Origin of the sequence: Magnetospirillum sp. ME-1 (genome assembly GCF_002105535.1) — a bacterium.
Taxonomy (GTDB): Bacteria; Pseudomonadota; Alphaproteobacteria; order Rhodospirillales; family Magnetospirillaceae; genus Phaeospirillum.
Map to the genome: position 1 here is coordinate 137220 of NZ_CP015848.1, position 25524 is coordinate 162743.

The 25524-nt window shown below is 67.2% G+C and carries 1 protein-coding gene (cut by a window edge); it reads right to left on the reverse strand.

What is annotated here, in order from left to right; translation table 11 throughout:
• Positions 1-25498: the 5' portion of a LamG-like jellyroll fold domain-containing protein gene (locus tag WV31_RS21285; RefSeq protein ID WP_168185822.1), read on the reverse strand. It extends 13301 nt beyond the left edge of the window; only the first 25498 of its 38799 coding nucleotides appear in the window; it begins with the start codon at positions 25496-25498; its stop codon lies beyond the left edge, outside the window.
• Positions 25499-25524: the final 26 nt, after the last annotated feature.

Sequence of the window (25524 nt, forward strand, 5' to 3'; positions counted from 1 at the left end):
TCCCGCCATTGGTGACCGAGAACGTCGTCACGGTGGAGCCGCCGACCTGCATGCCCTGCCACACCGGAGGATCCTCCACCGGCGTGATGACGAGGTTGGCCGTCCCGATATCGACGCTGAACGCCGAGGTGCCGCCGCTGATGGTGGCGTCCACCTTGGTGCCGTGGACCGAGCCGTCGCTCTGGTCCCAGGCCCGCCACGAGAAGGTGGCGCCGCCGTTTGCATTGGGATTGGCGAAGAAGCGGACCTTGTCGGTGGACGACAGCAACAGCGCCTGGGCGGTCGACACCGTACCGAAGTCGATCCAGTTGCTACCGCCGTCGATGCTGTATTCCCAGTGACCGCCGGTGAGGCTGGCGCTGGTCACCGCGATGCCCTTGGGCAGGCCGGTGCCATCGGGATCGGTGACCCCGGTTGTCAATGCAGAAACCAGAGTGCCGGTGTTCGCGGCGGGGCTGATATCCTCGACAATCGTGCCGATGACCGGAGGCGTCAGGGCCAGCGTCGAACTGGTGAAGGTCGGCGTACCGTAAAGCGTCAACCCCGTGCTGTCGCTCAGCGGCAGGTTGACGAGAAGGTTGCCGCCGCTCCCCGACAGCTGGACGTTCATATTGTCCTGAATCTGCTGCTGGGTGCGTGCCTCGTACCACACGCGAACGTCGGCAACACTGCCATCCACGGTGTAAGGTCCGTTGGTCCAGGGACCACTGCCGATATAAAGGTTGCCAGTGGCCGAGGTGGTGGCGTTCTGGGCGTTGTCCTGGGCGACCTGGATACCGTTCCGGTAAATAGTGCGCACATGTGCGTCGGCATCGAAGGTGCAGGCCCAATGCACCCATTGGCTATTGGCCGCGTTCGGGTCGGTATAGCTGAGATCGTTACCCAGGAACCCGAAATAGAACTGGTTGTTCAGGTAACCGGCAAAGACGCCGGTATTGGTCACAACCGACGACTGTCCCACTCCGATGACGGTGTTGACATGGCCGGCATTGATGTAGGAGTGCTCGTTCGCCCAGAATTCGATGGAGAAACTGTGGTTTGCCAGGTTGACTGACGGTCCGGTGGCGTAATTGCCGCTACCCAGATTCATCGCCGTGATGCCGGTCGCCAGGACCGGCGCGTCGTTGGCGCCGCTCACCGTGACGGTGGAGGTGATTGGGCTGCTGGAGGCACTGCCATCGCTAACCGTGAGGTTCAGGACACGGCTGCCGTTGGACAGGGTGTCGAGCGTATTGGAATACGTCACCGAGCGGATGGCGTCCTGATAGTTGGTCAGGCTTGCCGACCCCGTCAGAACCATCGTGCCATTGGCGTAGCTGCCGGTGATGCCGTACAGATTGCCGAAGGTCAGCGTATCGCCGGCCACCGCACCGCCAATGACAATGGTGGCGCTGGACAGACTCGCGCTGTCGATATCGAGGACCGTGGCGCTGGCGAACGGCGTGATGGCCCCGGCACCCTCGGCATAGGCCACCGTGACGGCTCCGCCGGCAAAGGCGGCCGATCCATCCCCCGTCCAGGCTGCGGCATGAGTGCCCTTGATGTCGGCCAGCGAACCGTTCATGGCCCAAGCGCCGATCAACGTCGGATCGCCGATCGTGGCCACGGATTGCACCGTCGCAAAGGCGTCGGCCGGATACTTGGCAACGTTCCACAGGCGGGCATCACGCAATTCGCCCGCAAAGTGCGTTGTACTGTCGTAGCCGATCTGTACCGGCACCGTCGCCGGATTGAACGATCCCATCAACGATGCGTTGTTGCCGACACCGTCGACGGCCAGGGTGACGTTGCCATAATCCAGGGTCAGCGAGACGAAGTGCCAGTTTCCATCGGTAAGGTTGGTGGCGTTGGATACGTTCACCGGCATGGAGCCGCCCATGCCGCTCATGGAGTAGGCGGTCGCCTGCAGGGTCTGGCCGTCGCCGGCAAACGCGACCTTGAAGCCCTGGCCCATGCCCATGCTGTCGTACTGCTGCATCAAGACGGTATTGGCCGCTTGGCTGACTCCGGTCTTGACCCACAGGCCAACGGTGAAAGGATAGGTTTGCGGCAGTCCGGACACCGACACGCCGTCGTTAACACCATCGAGGGTCAGTGATTGCGGCCCGGCGGTTGCCGTTACCACCGGCGCATCGTTGACCGGCGTAATGGCTAGGCTGGTCGTGCCGAAACCAGTGCTGAACGCCGATGTGCCGCCACTGATGGTTGTGTCAACCTTGGCGCCGTGGGTGCCGGAGGTCTGGTCCCAGGCTCGCCAAGTGAAGCTGGTATTGCCGTTGGCGTTGGGATCGGCAATGAAGCGGACCTTGTCGGTGGACGACAGCAGCAGCGCCTGATTGGTCGACACCGTACCGAAATCAGACCAGCTGGCGCCGCCATTGGTGCTGTACTCCCAATGACCATTGGTGAGCGAAGCACTGGTCACCGCGACGCCCATGGGCAGGCCGGTACCGTCGGGATCGGTTAATGAGGCGGTCAGAAGGGAAATCAGATTGCCGCCGTCCGGTGCGCTGTCCTCGGCGATGGTGGCTAGCGTAATAGCGTTGTTCAGCACGCTCGGCGCCGCGCTTCCGGCACCGAGAGTCATGGCTGGGCCGCCCGCCACCTTGTTGTAGGTGGGGTCGGCGATGGGGAAGGTCCAATCCGCCGCCAGATTGGCTTCGTTGCCGGCAAGAGGCGACCATGCAGCCCCCATCTGGGCTCCCGATTGGGTGGCGCTCCAAACCCGCACCTCGCCGATCTGGATCGGAACGAAGCCGGTGGAAATCCGGTTCACGCCCAGCATCACGGGGGCGTTGATGGTCAGCGCCGACATTCCGGCGTAATTCTCGCCGGTGCCACAGGCGACACCATCCACATAGACGGTGGCCGATTTGGCGGAATGGTCGTAGCTGAAGCCCACCTTGTGCCAGTTGCCGTCGTTGATATCAACGGTGCTGGTGGCATAGAAGCCCTGGCCGTTGTTGTCGCTGACCTGCACCACCAGCTTGCCGGAATTCATCACCATCTGGAAGAACCCGCCCGCAAAGGCGGAATTGCTGCTGACGATGCCGGCAAAGCTGGTATTGGCGGCTGTGGTCTTGATCATCGCCTCGACGGCGTGGCCGCCAGTCAGCGTCATATTGGAGGCCGTCGTCGCGATATCGTTCACACCGTCGAAGGACAGCGCGACAGGCGGAAGAACCGGCGCGTCGTTGGCCCCGATCACCGTGATGGTGGAAGAAATGGGGCTGCTGGAGGTGGTCCCGTCACTCACCGTCAGGTTGATATTGCGCAGACCGCTGGACAGCGTGTCGCTGGTATTGGAATAGGTGACCGAGCGGATGGCGTCCCGGTAATTGGCCAGGGTCGCCGAGCCCGACAGGATCAGGGTGCCGTTGGCATAGCTGCCGGTGATGCCGTACAGGTTGCCGAAGGACAGGGTGTCGCCGGTCATCGCGCCGCTGATGGCGATGGTGGCGCTGCTCAGCGAGGGATTGTCGACGTCGGTGATGGTGACCGAGCCGAACGGGCTGACGCCCACGGCTCCCTCGGCGTAAGAGGCCGTTCCGCCCGATGGCGTCGCCACCGGCGCGTCGTTGACGGGGGCGATGGTCAGATTGGCCGTGGCCTGGGTGCTGGAATAGGCGCTGAGCGTGCCGGAATAGGCATTGGTGTCCTGCAGGCTGCCGTTGACCGCGCCGTTGGTGCCGTCCCACGCCTTGAACAGGAACGAGGCATTGCCGCTGTAATCGGCAGTGGGCACGAACCGCACCTTGGCCGAGGCATCCAGGACCAGGGCCGAACTGGACGACCGGTTGCTCCCCATGGCCGCCCAGGTTCCGCCGCCGTCAAGGCTGTACTGCCAGACGCCATTGGGGCTGAAGGCATCGACCACGGCCAGGCCGTGGACGGACGCCATCCGGGCATCGGTCACCTGCCCGGCCATCAGGGCGGAGACCAGCGTGCCGGGATTGCTCACCGGGTCCTCGCCGATGGACGGCACGTTGACGCTCGCCCCATTGAGGACCGGCTGGTCGTTGAACGACAGGGTGATGGTCTGCTGGGTGACGCCGCCGAAGCCGTTGTCGGCCTTGACCACGAAGGTGTCGCTGGCCGCGCCGTAATTGCTGCGGGTGTACTGCCAGACGCCGGTGTTGGAATTGATGGTCACCGAACCATTGGCGGGCGCCAGGGAGCCGGTGGCGATGGAGAGCGTCGTGGGCAGTGCCGAATCCACCAGCACATGGCCGTTCACCGTGTTGGACAGCGCCCAGGCGCCGTCATCGATCCATTGGGCCTGGGCCGCACCGGCCAGACCGCCGCCGTCGAAGACGCCGACATAATTGTGGCCCGAGGAATCGGCGATGGTGACGCCGCTGCCGGCATTCATGCGCCAATAGGCGGCCAGGGCGCTCCAATCGGGATCGGCGCTGGTCACCACGTCGTTCATGGAAGCCGAGATCTCGGCGCTGGTCCGTGCCGTGTTCCACAGGCGGAAATCGGCGATCTCGCCGTGGAAGCCCTCGTTGCCGCCATTGCCGGCATTGCCCACATAGGTGCGGTCGGCACCCGCGTTGAGGGCGTTGACGGGTGCGCTGGCGCTGGGCACCGAATAGGACGCGCCGTCCAGGTTGATGCTGAACACGCCATTGTCTCGCACCAGCGCCACGTGCTGCCACTGCCCGGCGACCAGCTGGGCGGCGGAAGGCGCCGACACCACCACGCCGCCGGTCATGAAGCCCAGCGCGCCGGTCGTGCTGGCATAGAGGCCATAGCCGCTGGTCGAGCCGTTACCGGTATAGGCGATGAACTGGGCGTTGCCGTGGTTGGTGCCGTCCCACTTGACCCAGGCCTCCATGGTGACGTTGTCGGTCTGGGTGCTGATATTGGCCAGCGAGGACAGGTTGTTGTGGCCGTTGAAGGCCACCGCGTAATGCTCGGCGCTCAGGGTGGGGTTGGCGCCGCCATAGACGCCGGTGACCCCGGTGATATCGGCCTGGGCCGGCGAGGTGGTGACGCCCGCCAGCTTGATCAGGGTGCCGTCCAGCGTGCCGCCCTTGACCGCCAGCCAGCCGTTGGTGCCATCGGTCATGAAGCCGACCTTGTTGCCGGCCCCCAGGCTGTTGAGCAGCGCGGCGGTCGCCGAAGCCGTGCCCTGCCAGGGCATGATCTGCACATAGGTCAGCGCGCCGCCGGCCGACAGATCAATCTTGTCGGTTCCCGAGACGAAGTCGGTGACCACCGCCGTGGACGCCGCCGTCGAGACGGTGCCCGCGCTGAAGGTGAAGACGTCGCCCCCCGAATTGCCGGTCAGGGTATCGCCGCCGCTGCCGGCGATCAGGGTATCGGCCCCCGAACCGCCGATCAGGGTCTGCACCGCGGAATCGCCCAGGGCGTTCAGGGTGACGGCCACCGTGGAGAACTGGGCATCGACGGCCAGGATGCCGGAATTGAACGCATCGGTCCCCATGGTGATGGACGTGGCCACGCCGGTCGCCGACACGGCCATGAACTCGATGCCGTGGACATTGGCGAAAGCGGTATCGGCGATGACGCCCCCTGACGTGAAGCTCAGCGTCAGGGTGTCGGACCCGGCTCCGCCTTCGATGGAATCGGTGCCGCTGAAATCGGACAGCCGCATGATCTCGGAGCCCGTGCCGCCGATCAGGGTGTCCGAACCCGATCCGCCGTCCAGGAAGATGGTTCCGCCGGTGATCAGCGAGGTGATGGTGTCGTTGCCCAGACCGCCATCGACGCTGGTGATGCCGCTGTTGACCTTGATGGAATCGGCACCGCTGCCGCCGGTCAGAGTGACGGTGCCGTTCGTGGTGGCGACCCCCAGGGTCTTTCCGTCGCTGAAGCGCAACTGCTCGACGCCCCAAGCGGAAAGCGAGCCGCCACCGGTCACCGACAGGGTGCTGCCGGATGCGCTGATGGTGGATGCGCTCTCGGCGTATTGCAGGCTGACCGCGTCGCCGGTGCCGCTGCCGCCGGTCACGCTGGTGGTGCCGCTGCCGGCCAGAACGGTCAGGTTCGAGGTCCAGGCCGAGGCGTCGATGCTCACCGTGCCGGTGGCGGCCGAGGCGTTCAGGGTGCTGACGCCCGCCGCCGCCGCCTGGGCGCCCAGGCTGAGCGAGGCCGAGGACAGCCCGCCCCCCAGGGTCAGGGTCTCGACGCCGTGGACGTTGGCGAAGGCCCCGTCGGACAGGGTATTGGCGTTCAAATTGGTCAGAATCAGGGTGTCGTTGCCGGCGCCCATGTCGATGGAGCCGCCGGTGAACATGGCGTTCCACGTCACCTTGTCATTGCCGGTGCCGCCGATCAGGGTCTCGACGCCATCCACGGCCAGGGTCTGGCCGCCGGCCATCAGGGTCACGGTGTCGTTGCCGAAGCTGCCGTCGGCATAGGTCACCCCGGCGCCCACCAGCAGGTTGTCGTCGGCCATGGCGCCGATGATCTGGCTGGCGCCCGAATTCATCGACACGTGGTCGCCCGCGCCGTAATCCACCCACATGTTGCTGCCGGAAAGCGTGTCGGCCGCGCCGCCGTTCTTGGTGACGGTGGTGGTTCCGCCGCTCACCGCGATGGTGGTGTTGGCCGCGCCCTGGATGGAGAAGGTGTTGATGCCGGAGCCGCCGACGAAGGTGTCGGCGCCGCTGCCGCCGGCGAAGGTCGCGCCCACGCCCAGGGCCGAGGCGTTGAAATACACGTTGGCGGTGCTGAGGCCGGCGTCCAGGGCGTTGATCCCTCCCGCTCCCACCGTCAGGGAAACGGCCGCGCCCGAGGCCTGCAGGGCCATCGCCTCCACATTGTGGACATTGGCCAGGGCCGCGGTGCCGATGGTCACGGCGGTCGTACCCGACAGGGTCAGCTTCAGGACATCGGTCCCCGCCCCGCCCTCGACCGAATCGGCGGCGCTGAGATCGGACAGCCGAAGGATGTCGTTGCCGCTGCCGCCGATCAGGGTGTCCGAACCCGATCCGCCGTCCAGGGTGACGGGCGACGCGCCCGTCGCGGTGAGGGTGTCGTTGCCCAGACCGCCATCGGCATAGGTAAAGCCGCTGCCCAGCGTGATGACGTCGTTGCCGCTGCCGCCCATGATGGAGGTGGAGCCGGCCTGAATGGTGACGCCGTCCGACAGGACCAGGGTCTCCACATTGGTGAGCGTGGTGGTGACGCCGCTCACCACGGCGGTGAGGGTAGTGCCGCTGGTGCCCAGCACCGTGTTGGCGCTGGTGGCATGGGCCAGGGTGACCACGTCGGTGCCGGCGCCGCCCTCGACCGAAACCACGCCGCTGCCGATGGTGAAGGTGTCGCCGCCCACGCCGCCGGTCACGGTGAGATTGGTGTCGCTGCCGGCGATTCCCAGAGTGGTGTCGCTGAAACGCAGGACATCCACCGAGCTCAGGGAATCGGTGCCCTCGTTCAGGCTCGCCGTGTCGGTGTCGGTCACCATCAGATAGGTACCGCCGACGATGCGGTAGCCGGCGGCCGGGCCGGCATAGACGGCGATGTCGCCGACGCTCAGCGTGCTGCCGACGATGGTATCGTTGCCCAGCCCACCGGTGAAGGTGTGGTTGCCGGTCAGCGAGGTGACGACGGACATGCTGTCGGCGCCGTCATGACCCACCAGGGTGTAATCGGCGGCGGACGAGCCGGTGACCGTGAAGTTCAGCTTGGCCGGCTGGGTGCCGGTGAAGGTGAACTGCGACGCATCCATTACCGTCGCCGTCCCCTGAAGGTTCAGGGTATAGGCGTTGGTTCCCGCGAACTCGATGGCCTGGCCGCTCAGCATGCCGCCGTCGAAATAGTAATTGGCGACGGTGCCCAGCTGGACCTTCTCGATGCCGGTGATCTGGGTCAGATAGGCGCCGGCGAAGGAGTAATTGCCAATGCCCGACAGGCCGGTGCCGCTGAGCAGCAGGGTATCGTAGCCGTTGCCGCCGTCGATGGTGGAATTGGTGCCGACGTTCAGGGTTCCGACGGTGAAGTCGAAGACGTCGTCGCCCTCGCCGCCCAGCATGGTGTCGGCACCGCCGGTGGCGATCAGGGTGTCGTTGCCCATGCCGGCATCCAGCACGTCCATCTGCGCCGTGGACTTCAGGATGTCGTCGCCGTCACCGCCGATGAAGGATACCCGGTCGCCGCCGGCCCAGTTGAAGCCGCTGAAGCCGAGATAGCCGAGATTGGTGCGGAAATCCGTACCCACGACGGCATCGCCATAGATGGCCAGCCGGTCGACGCCGCTGCTGCCGGTGACCGTGAGGCCGCCCGCCGGCAGGGTGGCCAGACGCGTGTAATCCATGAAGGCGGTGTAGCCGTTGAGGCTCAGCGTCTCGACGTTGGTGATGGCGACACCGCGCAGGTCGTTGCTGCCGTTGAGCAGAATGGTGTCATTGCCGGTGCCGCCGTCGATGATCTCGCCGCTCACCGAATCATTGGCGTAAAGCACGATGGTGTCGTTGCCGCCGCCGGCGATGACCTTGTCCATGCCCTGGCCGGCCTGGATGGTGTCGGCGAAGCTGGAGCCGAACATGTACTCGGCCCCGGTGCCGCCGGTCAGGGTGACCGCCCCCGAGGCGGACGAGGCGTTCAGCTTGACGAAATTGCCGTCGGGGCTGTTCCAGTCGGTGAGCGAGCCCCAGTTGGCGTAGGTGAAGCCGGTGGTGCTGAAGCCGGCGGTACCGACGTTGATTTCCAGCAAGCTGCCGGTGGGCAGGCCGATGCTCTGCAGGGCAAGGGTATTGGCCAGCCCGGCGCCGAACTGCGAAGTATCGACCACCACCGTGGCATAGCTGCCGCCGATGGCCAGGGTCTCGATGCTGGAGAAGCTCACCGCCTGCAGATCGCTATTCCCCAGAAGCTGCACGGTGTCGCCGCCGGCGCCGCCGGTGACGATATCATCCTCGTGAGCTTCCCCATGCAGGCGGAACAGATCGTTGCCCGCCGAGCCGGTCAGGGTATCGACGAAGCCGGTATCGGCGAAGCCTTCCACGGAATTCAGCACCGTCGTGCCGCTGCCGGTGATCACCGTGCCCGAGGCAAGGTCGGCGGTGACGCCGGCCGTCATGCCGTAGAGGTCCAGGATGTCGGTACCGCCGCCGCCGTTGATGGTGTCGGTGCCATCGCTCATCACGAAGACGTCGCCCTGGGCCGAGCCGGTGATGGTGTCGTTGCCGCCGCCGCCGGTGATGCGCAGCGTATCCTCCGCCCCCCAATTCACCAGATTGAGGCTGCTGGCGTCGAAGGTGGCGCCGCCATTGGGCAGGTGCAGGTCAAGGGTCAGCGCCGTCCCGGTGCCGCCGCCGTTGATGGCCAGACCGGCCAGTTGTCCCATGCCGACGGACAGGGTGGTGGCGCCCACCCCGGCGGTCAGGGTCTCGAAATTGCTGATGATTGCCAGATTGAGGTCGTAGAAGCCGCCGCCGCCGCCCAGGATAAGGGTATCGGCGCCCGCATTGCCGTTGAGCGTGGTGCCCGCCTCGGCGGTGAAGCCGGTGGCCAGGGTCAGGGTGTCGCCACCGCTGCCCCCCAGGATGGTGGTGAGAGCCATCCCGGCGTTCTCCACCAGGGTCAGGCCGGTCCCCATGGCCGAGCCATCGATCACCAGACGATCGGTGGCGGCCAGATTGTTCAGCACCAGCTGACCCGAGGCCACCATGTCGTTCAGGCTGCCCGCCCCGTCCACGGTGACGGTCAGCGACTTGGCGCCGGCATAGCTGCCGAAATCGATCATGGCCTGCCCGGTTGCCTCGGCCAGGACGGAGTTCTTCCAGGCCACCAGCTGCGTCATGCCGACGGTCAGATTGAGGGGGCCGAGCGAATCGATCGCCTCGATTCCCGACACCGAGGCGCCCCGCAGGTCCATGGTGGCGTTGAAGGTCAGAGAATCGGCGCCCTGGCCGCCGATGAAGGTGTTGTTGGCCCCCAGCGCCGTGCTGTTGACCAGGAAGAACATGTCCGAACCCGACGAGCCGATCAGGGTGTTGCCGTAATTGCCGCCGACCACGGCATGGATGTTGCCGAGCGTGTCGGTGCCGACGCCGATCCCCGAAGCGGTCCCGGTGGTCAGGTTGACGGAAAGCGTGCCGGTGGCATGGCTGAAGTCCACCACGTCCCCCGCACCGGGGGCCAGGGTCGAGCCGGTAATGGTGTCGTTGCCCGCGCCGCCGAAGATGTACAGCGTGTTGGTGCCGCCGGCGTGGTTGACGGTTACGCCGGCGCTGGAGCCCGACGCGTCGACCATGCCGATACCGGCGGCGGTGGCATTGGTGCCCAGGGTCAGGGTGGTCGCCGTCATGGCGTCCAGGTCCAGGGTCTCGATGCCGCTCACATTGGTGAAGGCGGAATCCGCCATGCTCACCGAGGCGGTACCGGTGATGGACAGCATCAGGGAATCGTCGCCCGCCCCGCCGGTCACCGTGTCGCCGCTGGACAGGTCGGTCAGCTTGAAGGTATTGGCCCCCGCATCGCCCACCAGCCGGTCGCTGCCGGCCCCGCCGTCCAGAACGGCCACATGGCCACCATTGAGGTAGATGGTGTCGTTGCCGGCCCCGCCGGTGATGGTGGCATAGTCCACCGCGAAGTGGCGGGAGTAGGTGCCGCTGCCACTGGCATCCGCCCCGGTCCAGGTGATCTCCACGCTGCCGTCGGCCAGGGTGGTGACGGCGGGATGGCGCTCGCCGGTGTAGGACGCATCGCTGGTGACGGCGATCTCGCCGCCCAGCTTTCCGCCCAGGGCGTCGAAACGCTGGGCGTAGACATTGTGGTTCACATTATCCGTCGTGCTGTCCCACACCGCCAGGAAGCCGCCGTCGGGCAGCGCCGTGATGACGGGATAGGCCTGCCAGCCGGTGGTGGTGGTGTTGACGATGAACTCGCTGCTGGCCGGATTGCCGCTGGCGTCGAAGATCCGGCCGATGACGCCAAAATTGCTCGCTCCGTCCTGGCCCAAGCTGTGCCAGACCACGGCGAAGCCGCCGCCGGCCAGCCCGACCACCTTCTGGGCCCACTGGTCGGACGCCGTGGTGGTATTGACCGCGATGTCGCCGCCCTGGGATTGGCCCAAAGCATTGAAGCGATGAGCGAAAACGTCCGCGGTGGCACCGCCGCCGGTGCTCCAGGAAACCACGAATCCGCCATCGGACAGCGCCGCGATGGTTGGTGTGGCATCGGTCCCACTGGAACAGAGGTGGGAGGTCGAGACCGGGAATTCGTTGACCACGACCGAGCCGTCTGGGGCATAGACCTTGGCGAAGCTCATCTTCTGGCCGGTGAAGGTCTGCCCGCCATAGGAATCCGCAGCCGAAAACACCACGGCGATATTGCCGTTGGCCAGTTCCGTCACCTCGGGCCAGCCCTGCCAACCAGAAGCCTGATCGTTGATGCGGAATTCGTCGGCGACGGGAGAACCATCGGCACCGTAGATCCGGCCATAGGTGCCGTAATTGCTGCCGTCCTGGCCGCCGCTGTGCCAGACGGCCATGAAGCCGCCATTGTCGAGGGGGGCCACATGGACGGACCATTGGTCGCCGGTATAATAGGTGTTCAGGTGGATCTCGCCGCCGAGCGGCGTACCGTCGGCATTGTAAACCTGCCCGTAGACGCCGGTGAGGCTGTCCCCGTTCTGATTGGCGCTGTCCCAGGTGACCACATAGCCGCCGGTCTTCAGCCCGGTGACCGCCGACCGCCACTGGTTGTCGGTGACAAAGGTGTTGACCAGGGTGGCCGCGCCGGTGGCGCTGACCGAGACGCCGCCCGAGATGGAGAGGCTGCCGTCAGAGAAGTGCAGCGTCTCCACATTGCGCAGGGAATCGGTGCCGTCACTGCCATCGACGGTGTTGACGTCGGCGACCTTGATCGAGTTGCCGGACACGGCCAGGCGATAGCCGGCCATGGCGCCGCTCAACACCATGCCGTCGGCCCCGGCCCCGCCGTCGAACAGGTCGTTGCCCGAACTGCCGGAGACGGTATCGGCCCCCGATCCGCCCACCAGGGTGAAGGGACCGGAACCGGCGAAGGAAATCTTCTCGATGCCCGAAAGCTTGCTGAAGTCGCTCGGCCCCAGGGTGCCGCCGCCCGACACCACCAGGGTGTCGCTGCCCAGGCCACCGGCCACCGTCGAAGCGGCCTGAAGGTCGGCGGCGCTCATCTTGATGACGTCGTTGCCGTCGCCGGCGTCGATGGTGGCGAAACCGGTTCCGACGTCCAGCGTGTCGGCGCCGGTCCCGCCCATGAGGGCCAAGGACGGGATGCTGTGGGGAGGACCGGAGACAATGACCGGCGATGCGGTACCAAGCGGGGTCGCCGTGTGGTTGTTGCCAGACAGGTCATTGAAGGGCGAAGCGCCGGAGAAGTCGTAATGCGTCACCAGGCCGCTGTTGATGACCTGGCCCTGGTCGATCTGCACCGCCTCCGCCGCACTCAATGCCCGATTGTGCAACTGGATATTGGCGATCTGGCCATTGAACGGGTAGCTGCCGTTGGTGAGGCCGACGCCGACGCTGAGCGTGGTCGTGATGTTGGCATTGCTGTTATTGGGCGGATATCCCGCGTACAGCTGGGAAATCGTCATTTCGACGCCGTCGATATACAGCTTGTTGGCGGCGACGTTCCCCTGGGTGAACACGGCTGTAATGGTATGCCAGCTTCCGGCCATGGCATCGATCCCGGTGATGCCATAGGAATCCCCCCCCTGAAGGGTGCAGAAGCCAAGCTTATTGTCCCAGATCATCAGGTTGTAGCTGCCGAAACTGACCGGCATCATCCTGTCGGCGGTATTGACCGTCCATTTCATGTCGAAGGACACCGACACCTGATCGCCGGTGCTGGCTGTGCTGCGGATGGAGGGGGCGGAAATATAGGATCCGCTCGGAAATTCGATCGCCGAACCCGCTACCGTGGTGGAGGTGGAAACCACCGACACCGTCCCATCGCCGAACTGCAGCGTCTCGATCCCCGTCAGGGTATCGGTACCGTCATTGCCGTCCACAGTGTTGGTGTCGGTCACCGTGACGGCACCGTTGGCGGCGCTGATGCGGTAGCCCGACAGGCTGCCGTGGAAGATTGCGGTGTCCGTGCCCGCGCCGCCGTTCAGCGCATCGTTGCCCGAACCGCCGGTGAAGGTGTCGTTGCCGAGGCCGCCCGAAAGAGTCACCGCCCCGGCTCGCGCCGAGGCATTGAGCGTGACGTCGGAGCTGTTGCCATAGGCCTCCACCGACGTGATGCCGCCATCGGCGGCGGCGGTGGCGCCAAGGGTCACCGCCAGGGCGGCGGTGCCGCCCGACAGGCGAAGGCTCTCCACGCCGCTCACATGGGCGAACGCGGTCGCATTGTTCAGCGTTCCGGCAGTGAAGCCGTCGAAGGCGATGGTGTCGAACGACGCCCCGCCGGTCACCGTGGCATTGTCGGCGATACCAACGCGGAAGTTGGTCTTGCCGGCGCCCGCCACCAGGGTGTCGGCCCCGCCGCCGCCGGCGAGGTCGTAATAGACGCCGGAAGCGGTGTCGTCGCCACCCTTGATCTTGTCGGCGAAGGCGGAGCCCTTGACGCCGTGGATGTTGTTCAGGGTGTCGGTGCCCGAGGTCAGGACACCGCCCACGTAATAGGATTCGACGCCCCAGCCCGGCGACGCGCCGTTCCAGGCCGAGCCGCTGAGGTTGACGGTGACACCCGCCCCGGCATGCTTGTAGCTGGCCATGACGGACCCCGAGGCCGAGCCGGTCAGGACGTCGTTGCCCGCCCCGCCTTCCAGGGCCGACCAGCCGGTGCCGCGTCCGGTCAGGGTGTCCGCCGCGCTCGAGCCTTCCAGCTCGTCGATGTCGGAGAACGTGGTGTTCCAGGTACCGCCGCCGTTCAGCGTCGCCACGCCGGATTCCAGCGAGGCCGTCACCGGACCGGTGAGATAGGTGAAGCTGAGCTTGTTGCTGCCGGTGCCGCTGGCAATGGTCGAATCGCCATAAATGACCTGATTGGCCGCGCCCGCGAAGAACATGTCCTCGCCGTTGCCGCCGATCATGGTGGTCACGGCGGAATTGAAGGCGAAGATATCGTCCCCGGCGGTACCGCTCAGGGTGCCGCCCGTGAGCGAACTTGCCACCTTGACGGTGGGGGAATGGGTGGAACCGGTATAGATGTGGTCGATGCCGGCCCCGGCGAATTGGTTCTTGACCACAAGCTGGCCGCCACCGGCGTTCCCCGTAAGGTCGATGACCAGATCATTGCCCACCTGCTGGGCGCCGCGCAGACCGGCATCTCCGACCAGAGAACCGTCCAGCACGTTGACGCCGGCGGTGTCGATGATGGTGAGGGTGCCCGAAGCATTGGCCGGCGCCACATAGGTATCGGCCCCGCTGCCGCCGATAACGGTCAGGTTGCCCGACAGGCCGGAGGCCACCGTGGCGGTGACCGAAGCGCTCATCATCGAGGCATCGATCACCTGCAAACCGATGGCCGCGGCATTGGTGCCATAGGACAGCGAAACCGCGGCGGTGCCGCCCGAGATCATCAGGGTTTCGAAATCGTGGCTGATGCCGGCCAGGGCCGTATCCGCCACCGTGCCGGCCATACCGGTCAGCACCAGGGTGTCATTGCCCGCACCGCCGCTCAGCAGACTCATGGACCCGAGTTGGCTGGCCGAGAGCACCACCCGATCGTCGCCGCCACCGAGGCTGACGCCCTTGAAGCCGCCGAGCAGGGTGAGGGTATCGCTTCCGGTCCCGCCGGTCAGGGTCTGGTCGCCATTGGTGCCGCTGATGCCGATCGGACTGCTTCCGCCCGCGAAGGCCAGCGTGCTGATCCCCACCAGGGTGTCGGTGCCTTCCGAGGTGCCGGCGACCGTCACGGTACCGCCGGTATTGGCGGCCAGACCATAGGTTCCCGCCCCCAGGGAATAGACCACGGTGTCGCTGCCGCCGCCACCGATGATGGTGTCGTTGGCGCTGCTGCTGTGGAAGGTTTCGCTGGCGACGGTACCGGTCGATGGCGACGTCAGATTGATGGTGGGGGTCAGCAGCTTGGTCGCGCCGCTGCCCGTCTCCGTCGCCACGATCGAGAACGTCCCCATGCCCGTCGAGCCGATGGGCAGGGCGGCGGTCGTGGTGCTGGGCGTGAAGGTATACTGGCCGGTGGTCCCGTTGATGGTCACCGTGCCGAGCGCGGTGGTCAGAATGCTGCTGGTGGTGGTGCCGTCGGTCAGGGCATAGGTGTAGGAATCGCCCGGCGACGAGGCCAGCACGGTGACCGATCCGCTGCTTCCCGTCAGATTGATGTTGGTGGCGGCGATGTCGCTCGCCGACGCCAGCAGAAGCTGCTTGTCGGCGGAGGTGGCGCCGGTAAGCCCCATCACGTCGGCGGCGGCCAGTCCGGTGGTCACGCCGGAAAGCTTGACCAGCGTCCCGGCATAGCTGGTCGAGCCGGTACCCGCCCCCTTGACCATCATCCAGCCGTCGGTGCCGTCGGTGAAGAACACCACGCCGCTGGAAATGGAGGAATCCGCGTTGACGGCGGCCACCGTGTTGGCGACCTTGGCCGCCGTGGTGGCGCCGGTGGAAATGGGATAGCGCCCGTGCACCAGCTTGTAGCCGGCGCCAATCAAGTCGATCTTGTCGGTGCCGGAAACGAAATCGGTGATGATGTCTGTCGCGGAACCGGTCGATTCCGTGCCGTCGCGCAGCCGGAAGGTGTCCGCCCCGGCTCCGCCGGTCAGGGTGTCGGCGCCCGCGCCGCCGACGATGATGTCGGGCAGGCTGGAGCCGACGATCACATCGGCATTGATGGTGCCCTGAATCTGCGCGCCGGCGACGCCGATGAAGTCGCTGACCTGGGGCGAGGTGGTCACGCCCGTCAGGCTGATGAAGGTTCCCGCAAAGGACGTTCCGGTTCCCGCACCACGCACATAAAGCCAGCCGTTGGAACCGTCGGTGAGGAACACCACCGCATCGCCCATCTTGGTATCGGCGTTGATGGTGGCGATGGTGTTGGTCAGCTTGGCGGCGAGGGTGGCCCCGGTGGTGTCCAGGGCGTAGCTCCGCTGCAGGCTGTAGCCGGCGGCCCCCGCCAGTTCGATCTTGTCGGTGCCCGTGGTGAAATCGGCGATGACGTCGGGGGCCGCGACGGTGGAATCCGTCGCCGCCACATAGCGGAAGGTATCCGCCCCGGCCCCGCCGGTCAGGGTATCGGCCCCGCCGCCGCCGGTGATGGTGTCGTTGCCGGCGGCCGCGTTGATCTCGTCCACGCCGCTGGTGCCGGTCAGGGTATCGGCGGCCGAGGTGCCCAGGGTGAACTGGCCCGCCACGGCGCCGGGGAAGTCGGCGGCCACCGGCGAGGTGGTGACGCCCGAGAGCTTGATCAGGGTGTCGTTGTAGCTGGTCGAACCGGTACCGGCGCCCTTCACGTACACCCAGCCGTCGGTGCCGTTGGTGAAGAACAGGATGGTATTGGCGGGAACGCCCAAATCGGCGGCGGCCGCCGAGGCGGTGGCGGCGGCACTGGTCGCGAAGGTATAGGGCGCGTTGTTGAACTTGTAGCCGGCCGCACCCACCAGTTCGATGGTATCGCTGCCCGAGGTGAAATCGGTGATGATGTCGGGCGCGTTACGGCTGGAATCCTGGGCCGTCGTGTACAGGAAGCGGTCGGCTCCGCTGCCGCCGGTCAGGGTGTCGGAGCCCATGCCGCCGGTCAGGGTGTCGTTACCGCCCAAACCGCTCAGGATGTCGGGGCCTGAACCGCCGACCATGACGTCGGCGCCGCTGGTGCCGAGAACCTCGCCCACCACCGAGCCGGGGAAATGGGCGGCGGACGGCACGGTGGTGACGCCCGCCAGCTTGATCAGCGTGCCGTTGAAGCCGATGGAGCCCGAGCCGTTGCCCTTGATGTAGATCCAGCCGTCGGAACCCTCGGTGAAGAACACGATGGAGCCGCTGGCGATCGTCGCGTCGCCGGCGATGGCGGCGGCGGTTCCCGCCGGATTGCCGCTGACGATTGCGGTATAGGCGGCCGCCTTCAGGACATAGCCGGCGCCGCCCACCAGGCTGATCCTGTCGTAGCCCAGCGCGAAATCGGTGATGGTGTCGGTGGCGGTGGTGGTGGAATCCAGCGCCGAATTGTAGACGAAGACGTTTCCGTCGGTACCGCCGCCGCCGCTCAATGTGTCGGCGCCCTGGCCGCCGGTCAGGGTGTCGGCGCCGCCCAGGCCGCTCAGGATATCGGCGCCGGTGCCGCCCACCATGATGTCGGCGCCCGACGTGCCCAGATAGCCGGACGGCCCCACCAGATCGCCCAGCGAGGGCTGCTTGGTGACGCCCTGCAGGCGGATCAGGGTGCCGCTGAAGTCGGTGCCGGTGCCCGCCCCCTTCACATACAGCCAGCCGTCGCTGCCGTTGGTGAAGAACACCACGGAATTGGCCGGGCCGGACGTCGCTATATTGCCGATGGTGGTGGCGACGTCGGTGGTGAAGGCGAACGGAGTCGACGAATAGCTGATCCCAGCCATGCCGGTGAAGGCGATCTTGTCCTGGCCGGGGGTGAAGTCGCGGATCAGGTCGGTGTTGGCGGAGGTGGAATCCAGGGCGGAATCGTAGCGGAAGACGTCGGCGCCGGGCGTGGCGCCGCCGCCGTCGCCCTGCAGCACGTCGGCGCCCTGGCCGCCGGCCAGGGTGTCGTTGCCGCCATAGCCGATCAGCACGTCGTCGCCAAGACCGCCCAGCAGCACGTCCGCCTTGGCCGAACCGACCACGATGTCGTTGCCGGAACCGCCGTCCAGGGTCGCCCCATCGACGGCGCCGGCCGCCGCGATCAGGTCGTCGACTCCATCCGAACCGTTGGCGCCCAGGGACCCGGCCAGGGTCAGGGTGGCGCCCTTGGTGACGGTGCCGTCGGCCTTGACCATGTCGGTCTGGATCTTTTCGATTCCCGACACGGTGACGTAGCCGCCGACCACCTCGTCGCCGGTGGTGCCCACCGCCAGGGTGACGCCGCTGGCCCCCGCCCCGGCGAAGCCCTTGACCATGCGGTCGGTGCCCAGCGCCAGGATGTCGGTGCCGCTGCCGCCGTTCAGCACGTCGTTGCCGCCCTGGTAGCGGAAGATGTCGTCGCCGCTGCTGCCGGTCAGGGTGTCGGTCCCGGTGGTGCCCGAGATCAGCTCGCCGACCACGGCAGGCAGGCTGCTGGACGCCGGAGTGGTGGTCACGCCCGACAGCTTGATCAGGGTGTTGTTGAAGGTGGTGCCGGTCCCCGCCCCCTTCACCGCCAGCCAGCCATCGGTGCCGTTGGTGAAGAACACGATGGTACCGGCCGCCACCTTGGCGTCGGTGTTGATGTTGCCCTGGGTGGTGGCGGGGTCGTTGGTGAAGGAGTAGGCCTCGCGCTGGAGGCGATAGCCCGCCGCCCCGCTCATGGTGATCTGGTCGGTGCCGCTGGCGAAGCCGGTCAGGTTGAGGGTGCCGCCCGCCGTGGCGGCGAAGCTGTCGGCGCCGCTGGTGCCGAGCATGCCGGTCGGGCCGGAATAATCGCCGAGCACCGGCAGGTTGCCGGCCGCTCCGGTCAGCTTGATCAGGGTGCCGTCATAGCTGGTCGAGCCCACCGAGCCGCTGCCCTTGACGTAGACATAGCCGTCGCCGCCGGAGGTGAACTGGACGATGGCGTTGCTCACCGAAGCGTCGTTCTTGATGGCGGTCACCGTGCCGGCGACATCGGTGGCGAGGGTATAGGTGCCGGCCCGCAGATTCATGCCGGCCATGCCGGTGAAGCTGATCTTGTCGCCGCTGGCGAAGGCGACGGCATCCATGCTGGTCAGGGTCGAATCGCTGGCGCTGGTGTAGACGTAGACGTCGGCCCCCGCGCCGCCGTTCAGGGCGTCGGCCCCGGCACCGCCGATCAGGGTGTCGGCATTGGCGCCGCCGAAGATGGCGTCGTCGCCGACGCCGCCACTCAGCGTCGCGGCGCTGACCGTCACCATCAGGTCGTTGCCGGTGGTGCCGGCCGAGCCCTTGGTGCTGCCGACGGTGTAAAGCTTCAGCCCGGTGCCGAAATCGGCCCGCACCTCGCCCACATAGCCGCTGGACAGGAAATGGTTCTGGACGGTGACGGTGCCGCCGCCGCTGGTGCCGCCCGTATAGGTGAAGACCAGATCGTCGTTGCCGCTGCTGGCGGTCACGGCGCTGACCACCGCATCCACCGGCAGGGCCAGGCGGTCGGTGCCGCCGCCGCCCACCACCACATCGGTGCCGCCGGCCGGCACGAACACCTCGTTCCCGGCGCTGCCGTTCAGGGTCTGATTGCCGGTGGTGCCCAGCATGCGGACAGTGGAAAAGCCCAAGTCGGCGGCGGTCAGCGCCGAGGTGACGCCGGTCAGCTGGATCAGGGTGCCATCGAAGCTGACGCCGGTGCCGTCGCCCTTGACGTAGATCCAGCCGTTGCCGCCGCTGGTGAAGAACACCGCGGTGTCGCGCAGACGCGTATCGCCAACGATATTGGCGATTGTGGTCGTGACGTTGGTGTCAAAGGTATAGGCGCCCTGGACCACGGACATGCCGGCGGCGCCGACGAAGCTCAGCTTGTCGCTGCCGCTGGCGAAGTCGCCGATGACGTCGGCGGCGGCAGCGGTGGAATCGGTCTTGGCGAGATAGCGGAAGGTATCGGCCCCGGCCCCGCCGCTCAGAATGTCGGCACCGCCGCCACCGGTGATGGTGTCGTCACCGGCCAGACCGGCCAGGGTATCCGCATTGGCGGTGCCGGTCAGAACCTGCTTGGAGATGGCGAAGGTGACCGAGGCGGTCGAGGTCGCCGAGGTGGCGTTGCTCTGGTCGACGGCCTGCCACTGGAAGGTGGTGGTGCCGGTCCACGACGAATTGGCGCCGTCGAAGGTGAGCTTGCCCAGTTGCGAGGCCAGGATGGTGTCGCCGGCCTGGACGAGGTTGCCGTTCAGCCTCAGCGTGCCGCTGCCCGGCAGTTGAATGATCTTGATGGCCTTCAGGGAATCACCGGAATCGACGTCGCTGACCTGTGTGGTGAAGTCGCTGGCGGTGAACTTGTAGGTGGCGCCCGACAGGCCCTGGAACGCCGCGTTGGCCGACACCGGGGCGTCGTTGGTGCCGGTCACCGTCACCGTCACCGTGGCGGTGCTGGTGGCGCCGGCGGCGTCCTTCATGGTGTAGGTGAAGCTGTCGGTGCCGGTCTGGCCGGCGGCCAGGGAGGCGAAGCCCTTGGGCGTGTACTGCACCTGCCCGCCGACGATGGCGGTGGTGCCGCCCTTGGCGCCCTGGCTGACCGAGACCAGGGTCTTGGTGTCGCCGGAATCGGCGTCGGTGTCGTTGGCCAGGACGTTGATGGTGGTGACCGCACTGTCATTGGCGGTCGTCGCGGTGTCGGCAACCGCCACCGGGGCGGTATTGGGCGACTGGTTGACGGTGAGCGAGACCGTCGCCGAGGCGTAGGTGGTGGTGCCGTTGACCGTGTTGGCGACGGTGTAGGTGAAGGTGTCGGTCCCCACATAGCCCTGGGTGGGGGTGTACAGAATCTGCTGATGACCGCTCTGGGTGACCACCGACACGGTGCCGTGGCCGGCGGCGCTGACGGCGGTGATGGCCACCGTCGCGGCCGAGCCGTCGGTGTTCTTGTTGGTGGTGAAATCCAGCAGCAGATTGCCGTCGCGGCGGGTGTCGTTGGCCAGGACGTCGATGACCTTGGTGCCGTTGGAGAACAGCGAGGCGCCGGTATCGGCCACGGCCACCGGGGCGGCGTTGGCGGCGGCCTGGGCGATGGCCTTCTGCCCGTCCTGGTACAGCTTGTCGTAGTCGGAATGAGCCTGGGTATCGAGCGAACTGGACGAACTGGCGTACTGGGCCGCCGCCGCCGCCTGGCCCTTGGCGGTCTTGGCGTAATTGGCGGCGGCCGTGGCGGCGGCGTTGGCCGCCTGGAACGAGGCCAGCGCCGTGGCGGCGTCGGTGCTGTTGAAACTCAGGCCGCTGGTAGCGGCCTGGGCCGAAACGGCGGCGTTGTGGGCCAAATTGTAGGCGGTGGTGGCCGACGTGTCGGCGGCCAGGGCCTTGGCCACGTAGCCGCTGGTGGCGTCGGTGGAAAGCGTGCCGAGACTGAGGCCCGCCAGGGTGGTGTTGGCGGTGGGCACGAAGGCGGCCAGATCCACGTAATTGGCGTGGGTGGTCGCCAGCGAGACGGCGGCCGCCGCCTCGAAATCCTGGGCCTGCTTCAGCGACGCCGCCGCCGAGGCCAGGGCGTTGGTGTAGGCCTTCTGATAGAAATTGATGGCGTCGGCCACCGCCGCCTGGGCGATGCCGTCCGTGGTCGCCCGGTACTGCAGCGCAGAGTTGTAGGCCTGCGAGGCGTTATTGGCCGCCTGCAGGGCGCGGTAGGCCTCGGCGGCGGTGGCGCCCGCATTGCTGCCGGCGGCCGACAGCGCCGACTGCACCGCCGTCAGATTGGTGGCCACCGTGGCGGCGGCCGTGGAAACGGCGTCGTAATCGGCCTGAACCGCCGTGTGATTGGCCAATTTGACGTCCAGCGCGTCAACGGCGGAATCGTAGGCCTTGATATTGGTGCGCGCCGTGGACAGAGCGCCGGTGACCGCCGTGGGATTGCCGGCGGCCGAGTTGATGGCGCTGTCGACCGCCGTATCCATGTGGGTGAGCACACTGTCGGCGTCGGACTTGGCGGTGACGGTCTTGCTGCTGGCGGTGGCGAGGTTGGCCGAGGCGTTGGACGGGGTCGCCACCGAATTGTCGGCGGCGGTCTGGGCGGCCTTGGCCTGCACCTGGGCGTCGGTGGCCAAGGTGGCGGCGCTGTCGGCCGCCGCGCGGGCGGTGTTGGCCAGATCACCCTTGGCCTTGGCGGCCAGCACCACCCCTTCCTGGGTGGCGATGGTGGTCGACGTGCTGGAAAAGCTGGCCTGGGCGGTGGCGAAATTGCCCTGGAAGGTGACCGACTGGCTGGCCGCCGATTCCGCCAGGGTGAGAGCCTGGTTGGCCTGGCCCAGCGCCTTGGCGGTGGAGGTGCCCGCGGTGTTGGCGGCAACCGCATCGTCATAGGCGGTGGTCGCGGACGAACTGGCGGTCAGGGCCGCCGCCGTCTGGGTGGTGACCGACGCCAGCGCCGAGGCGGCCGCCGCCTTGGCGGCGATGGCCTGGGCCAGGGCGCCGGTGCCGTCGGGAGCGCCGATCAGGTTGAAGGCGGCGGCAGCCACCTTGGCGGCCTGGGAATCATTGCTGGCGGCGGCGGCATTCTTGGCGGCCAGGGCCAGATTGTAACGCCCCCACAAAGTGGAGTCGGTGGAATCGGCCGAACTGCCCAGCGCGGTGGAAATGGCCGCGTACTGGTCGGTCAGCGCATTCTTGATGGTCAGGGCGGAATTGTAGGCGGCCAACGCCGAGGTCTTGGCCGCCAGGGCCGCCGCCACATCATCGGTGCGCGACTGGGCCGCCGCGGCATCGGCGGCGATGGTGCTCAGGGCCGACTTGTCATTGGCCGCCGCCGCCACCAGCGCCGTGGCCAGCTTGGCGTAATTGGCCGCACTGTTCGATTCCGTGATGGCGGTCTGGACGTTGGTGACGTTGTAGCTGCCGTGGCTGTATGTCGCCCCCAAGGCGTCCGAGGCCGTCTTGGCATTGCCATAGGCGGCGTTGGCCGATTGGGCGTCGGCGGCGGCGTCGTTGTATTTGCTCTGCAGCGCGGAGACCAGCGTCGCCTTCTGGGTATTGTACTGGGCGAGCGCCGATCCGGTGATATTGGACGGCGGCTGGGCGGCCAGCACCTCGTCGAGAATCTTGGCGATGGAATCGCGGGCGGCCGCCGCGCTGTTGGCGGCGCTGGCGGCATTGGCGGTGGCGGTGACGGCAGCGTCGTACAGAACGGCCTCGCCGCCGGTCTGGAAGGCCACGGCCCGGTCATAGGCCTGGTTGGCCACCTGATCCTGCTGGACCGTGACCTGAACCTTCTGATCGATTTCCGCCTTGATGGCGGCGGCCTGCTGATAGGCGGCCAGGGCCGACTTCTGACCGGCGGTCACCGCCGCCTGGCTGGAAGCCAGAGCGTTGGCGATATGGGTGGGATCGGTGGAATTGGCGCTGCCGTCGGTATTGAGGCCATAGGCCTTCAGCGCCGTCTCGGCGGCGCCCAGCAGGCTGGCGGCCTTGGCCTGGGCATTGGTGGCCGCCGTCACCTGAAGGTCGGCGTGATCGCGGGCGGCCCCTGCGGCCGCCACATTGAACTGATTGAATCCAGCCGCGGCAGCGTTCGCATCGGTTGCGTCGGTTGTGGCATTGGTGGCCGCCGCCGCCGCCTTCACCAGTTCGAGCTTGATGTCGTCCAGCGCGCTGGTCAGCTTGGCGTCGGTCTGGGCCTGCCACGAGGCTTCGGCGGCGCGCTCGGTACCGGTGGCGACGCCGTCGTCATAGGCGGCGGACGCCACCGCGGATTCGGCGGTGGCATAGGCCAGGGCGGACGAGGCCGCCGTCTGTTCGGCCAGGGCCAGGGCGGCCTGGGCCGCCTCCAGTGCCTGAGACGCGGCCAGGGTCGCGGAACTGGCCGTGGTCAGCGCCGCCGAGGCCTGGTCCAGCGCCCCGCGCCACACCGCCAGCAGAGGGTCGGGAATGCCGTCCTGGGATGCGTCCTGGCCGTAGGCGAAGCGGTCGGCCACCGCCAGCGCCTGTTCCAGGGCAGAAATCTTGGCGAGATCGGTGGCCCCATAATTCTGGGGGTTCCCCGCCACATCGTAGCCGTTCAGGGCCAGTTGCGCCTGGGCCGGGGTCCAGCCGGTGGGCACGGTCTTGGCGGGAACCTCGAGACTGAGATAGCCCGATGCCGAGGTGAGATAATTGCTCAGCATGTCGTCGCGGCCAGCGCGCACCACCGCTTCCTCGGCCGCCGCCGCCGCCGCCCGGACCATGGGGTCTTCCAGGGCGGCGAGCTTGGCGCTGACGTCCTTGGCGGCAACGATGGCCGCGTCGTGGGCTTCGGTCGCCTTGGACTTGGCGGTCACCAAGGCCGCGTCGGCGGCCACGCGGGCGTCGATGGCCGAGTTGTCCGTCCACTTCACCGCCGAAGCGCCGGTGGCGTTGTCCATGGCGCCGACGGCGACGCCGTACGCGGTATTGGCGTCGCTGTAGGCCTGGGAGGCGGCTTGGGCGGCGTTCAGCGCGGCCGGGCCGTGGCCCGCGGCCACAGTCTGGGCCTGGGCGGCATCCGCCTTGGCCAGATTGGCCTCTGCCAGGGCGTTGGCCAGGGCCTGCTTGGCGTTGAAGGTGTCGTTCGTCGCGGCATAGGTGACGGCCTGGTCGGCGTAGGACACCGCCAGCGCCTTGTGGGCCAGGGCGCTGTCGCGCAAGGCCTCTGCCTGTTTGGCGGCGGCGGCATCCGCCCCCGCCCGCTGACCGGCCAGATCCTCGAAGGCCCGATGCGCCTCGGCGATGCCGGTATCGCGCGCCTGAAGCGCCAGTTGCTGGAAGAACTGCTTCAGGCCGGCGATCTGCTTTTCCGCCTGGGCCGCCAGGGCGGCGTTGGCCTGCTGCACCGCTTGCGCCGCGGCGGCGTTCCCCTCGGGGCCGGACGGAGCGGGCGGCGGCGGCGGCGGAACCGGCTGCTGCTGCTGTTGCTGGATCTGCTGCTGGACCTGCTGGGCCGCCTGGTTGAAGGCGGCGGACAGCAGATTGGCGGCGTTGGGCAGCGAGGCGGCGGCGGTGCCCGCCACCTGCATGACCTGCAGGGGTGACATCTGCGTCTGGGTGATGGCGCCGCCCGGCCCGACCACGGCGGCCGCGCCGGCCGAGTTCAGGGTCATGGTCTGGCCGCCGGGAGTGCTGATCGACACCTCGCCGGTCACGCCGCCCTTTTCCGCCATCATGGCGACCGTGGTGCCGTTACCCGCCAGACCGGTGCCGCGGATGCCCACGGTCATGGTCGGGGTCTTGAGCGTCAGCGCATCGGGCGCCGCCTTGGCGATCTGGCCCGACACCAAGGCGAAGGAGCCCGACATCAGCGACAATTGGGCCTCGCCCACCTTGGCGCCGGGATCGAACGCCAGATGGTCGAGGACAAGCCGCCCCTTCTCGCCCAGCGACATGGTGGTGCCGTCGGCGAACACCACGCCCACCGCGCCGCCCTGGGGCGTCTGCAGCACGTCGCCTTCGAAAACCTTGTCGCCCTTGTGCAACTCGACGACGGTGCCGTCGGCCCGCTTGGCGGTGGCCGTGCCGGCCAGGGTCTCGACCTTGCCGATGGCGGTGGCGCCGGAGCCGCCCCCCGCCTGGGCGTACTGGCCCGGCGCCAGCGGGCCGGCCAGTTTGCCGGCCAACGCGGCATCGATCATGGCCCCGGATTCGCTGATCAGCGGCGGCGGATTCTCGGAACCGAAATATCCCTTGATGACCACGCGCGAGCCATCGGCGCCAACCAGAACCAGATCTTCGCCCTGGCGGACGTACTCGGCCTCGACCAGAAGATTGCCGCCCGGAACCAGAATCTTGGCGGCACCGGCGGATTGGAGCACGGAGGTCGGCGGCGGCTTCATGGATGGCGGATGCCCTCCCTGACCCC